The sequence below is a fragment of the Actinoplanes sp. NPDC048791 genome (assembly GCF_040650095.1).
In the GTDB taxonomy this organism is placed as follows: Bacteria; Actinomycetota; Actinomycetes; order Mycobacteriales; family Micromonosporaceae; genus Actinoplanes.
In genome coordinates this window covers 1-2,068 of sequence record NZ_JBEZGQ010001283.1, presented here as the reverse complement: position 1 = coordinate 2,068, position 2,068 = coordinate 1, and the positions used below count along the sequence as shown (strand labels likewise).

Here is a 2,068-nt window from a genome sequence, read left to right as displayed (position 1 = left end):
CGCCGCGGCCCTGCCAGCCCGGCCCGGCCGTACGGTCGGTGAGCTCGAGCCGGCGCAGCATCTCGCGGGTGTAGCGCAGCAGCTCGGGGTGCACGTCGTGCTTGCGGGCCGCGTCGGCGTCGTGGAACAGGTCGAACATCCGCTTGCCGACCAGCATGTGCTGCCAGAGCGGGACGGGCCGGTGCTCGCTGACCACGACCTCGGTCTGCCCCCGCACGGTCACCAGCCAGTCGGCGAACTCCTCGTAGTTACTGACCGTGGCGGACAGGGAGACCAGTGTCACAGAGGACGGGAGGTGGATGATGACCTCCTCCCAGACCGCGCCGCGGAACCGGTCGGCGAGGTAGTGCACCTCGTCCATCACCACGTACGCCAGGCCCTGCAGGCTCGCCGAGCCCGAGTAGAGCATGTTGCGCAGCACCTCGGTGGTCATGACGATGACCGGGGCGTCGCCGTTGACCACGTTGTCGCCGGTGAGCAGGCCGACCTGGTCGGCGCCGTAGCGTTCCACCAGGTCGTGGTACTTCTGGTTGGACAGGGCCTTGATCGGGGTCGTGTAGAAGCACTTGCGGCGCACGCCGGAGCCGTCCGAGCGCAGCGCCAGGTGCACGGCGAACTCACCGACCACCGTCTTGCCCGCGCCGGTCGGGGCGCAGACCAGCACGCCGCTGCCGCGCTCCAGCGCCTCGCAGGCCTGGCGCTGGAAGTCGTCGAGGTCGAAGCCGACGTCGAGCATGAAATCGTCGAGGGCCGGAAACTCGGCGGCCCGGGCCGCCCGGCGCTTCGAAGCCGCATACCGTTCGGCGGGGCTCACATCACCGGCGGGGCTCGTCATGAACACAAGGCTAATGCTTGCGTGTGACACAACGAAGGTCATGCCCCGCCGGGCGGTTGCCGACAGTTGCGTCGCAGCCGCTGGGTATGGTGCACGGCGTGCCGGATGCCGCCGATTCGACTGCCTTCCCGTCGCGCCGCCAGGTCGACGCGGTGCTCTTCGACTTCCACGGCACCCTCGCGCAGGTCGAGGAGCCGGTGGCCTGGGTGGTCGCCGCGGCCGCGGCCTGCGGGCGGGAGCTGGACCGCGGCAAGGCCACGATCCTGGCCGACCGCCTGGTCACGGCCGGGCGCGCCGGTGGGCCGCTGCCCTACCGGGTGCCGCTGCACCTGGCGGAGCACTGGGCCGACCGCGACCTGTACGAACACAGCCACCGTGCCGCCTACACGGGCCTGGCCGCCACCGTCAGCACGGACGTGGAGGGCCTCGCCGACGCCCTCTACGAGCGGTTGCTGGGCCCGGAGGGCTGGCTGCCGTACGCGGACACCGAACCGACCCTGCGCACCCTGCACGACGCGGGCATCAAGGTGGCGGTGGTCAGCAACATCGGCTTCGACATCCGCCCGCACTTCGCCGCGTGGGGGCTGGCGGACCTGGTCGACGCGTTCGCCCTGTCGTACGAGGTGGGCCGCACGAAACCGGACCCGGCGATCTTCCTGCGCGCCTGCGGGATGCTCGGGGCCGACCCGGAACGCACGCTGATGGTGGGTGACAGCCCGGCCGACGCGGGAGCGGTCCAGGCCGGCTGCGCGGCCCTGGTCCTGCCGGCGGCAGAGCCGGGTCGCACCAACGGCCTGGGGGCGACCCTCGCCCTGGCCGGCTGCCCCGTCTAGCCCTCCGGCGGAGGTCAGGCGGTCAGAGGTAGGTGTCGACCAGCGTGCCGAGGGTCGTCGAGACGCTGCGGATCGGCTCCTGGACATCCGCCGCGGCCACGTGGTCCGCGATCGTCGGGTTCTCGGCGTCCTGGGCCTTGACGGCCTGCCCAGCCGTGTCGGCCGACGCCAGCGTGGCGGTGGACACGGTGCTCGAGCTCAGCGAACCGATCGACATGCTGCCTCCCGATGATCTGTGGCTTCACCTCTCCGTTCGGCCCGGGTCGGCGGCCGCTGATGCCGGGATCACCGCAACAACCGGACCGCACCCGGCTCGCAGCTGATCACGAGAGGCAGGGCGGCGACGCGTTCGCCGTCCGCGTACCCGATGATGTCCGGCGCCCCGATCCGGACCTCCCGG

At 71.7% G+C, this 2,068-nt stretch carries 3 protein-coding genes; 1 reads left to right on the top strand and 2 read right to left on the bottom strand.

Annotated features, from left to right (window positions below):
• Positions 1–835 (bottom strand): DEAD/DEAH box helicase (locus tag AB0C29_RS45445; RefSeq protein WP_360834173.1); only part of this gene is annotated, 835 nt, incomplete at its 3' end.
• Between the two features lie 86 nt (positions 836–921).
• On the opposite strand from AB0C29_RS45445, the gene AB0C29_RS45440 reads away from it, so the two are divergent.
• On the top strand, positions 922–1,668 hold the full coding sequence (locus tag AB0C29_RS45440; RefSeq protein WP_360834171.1) for an HAD-IA family hydrolase: 747 nt from the start codon (positions 922–924) through the stop codon (positions 1,666–1,668).
• 22 nt (positions 1,669–1,690) lie between these two features.
• Here AB0C29_RS45440 and AB0C29_RS45435 read toward each other — a convergent pair whose 3' ends face one another.
• The gene (locus AB0C29_RS45435; protein ID WP_360834169.1) at positions 1,691–1,885 is read right to left on the bottom strand and encodes a hypothetical protein; all 195 of its coding nucleotides are present in this window, start codon (positions 1,883–1,885) and stop codon (positions 1,691–1,693) included.
• Positions 1,886–2,068: the final 183 nt, after the last annotated feature.

Coding starts and splice junctions, on each gene's coding strand:
- AB0C29_RS45440 (WP_360834171.1), top strand. CDS start 922: ATGGTGCACGGCGTGCCGGATGCCGCCGATTCGACTGCCTTCCCGTCG.
- AB0C29_RS45435 (WP_360834169.1), bottom strand. CDS start 1,885: ATGTCGATCGGTTCGCTGAGCTCGAGCACCGTGTCCACCGCCACGCTG.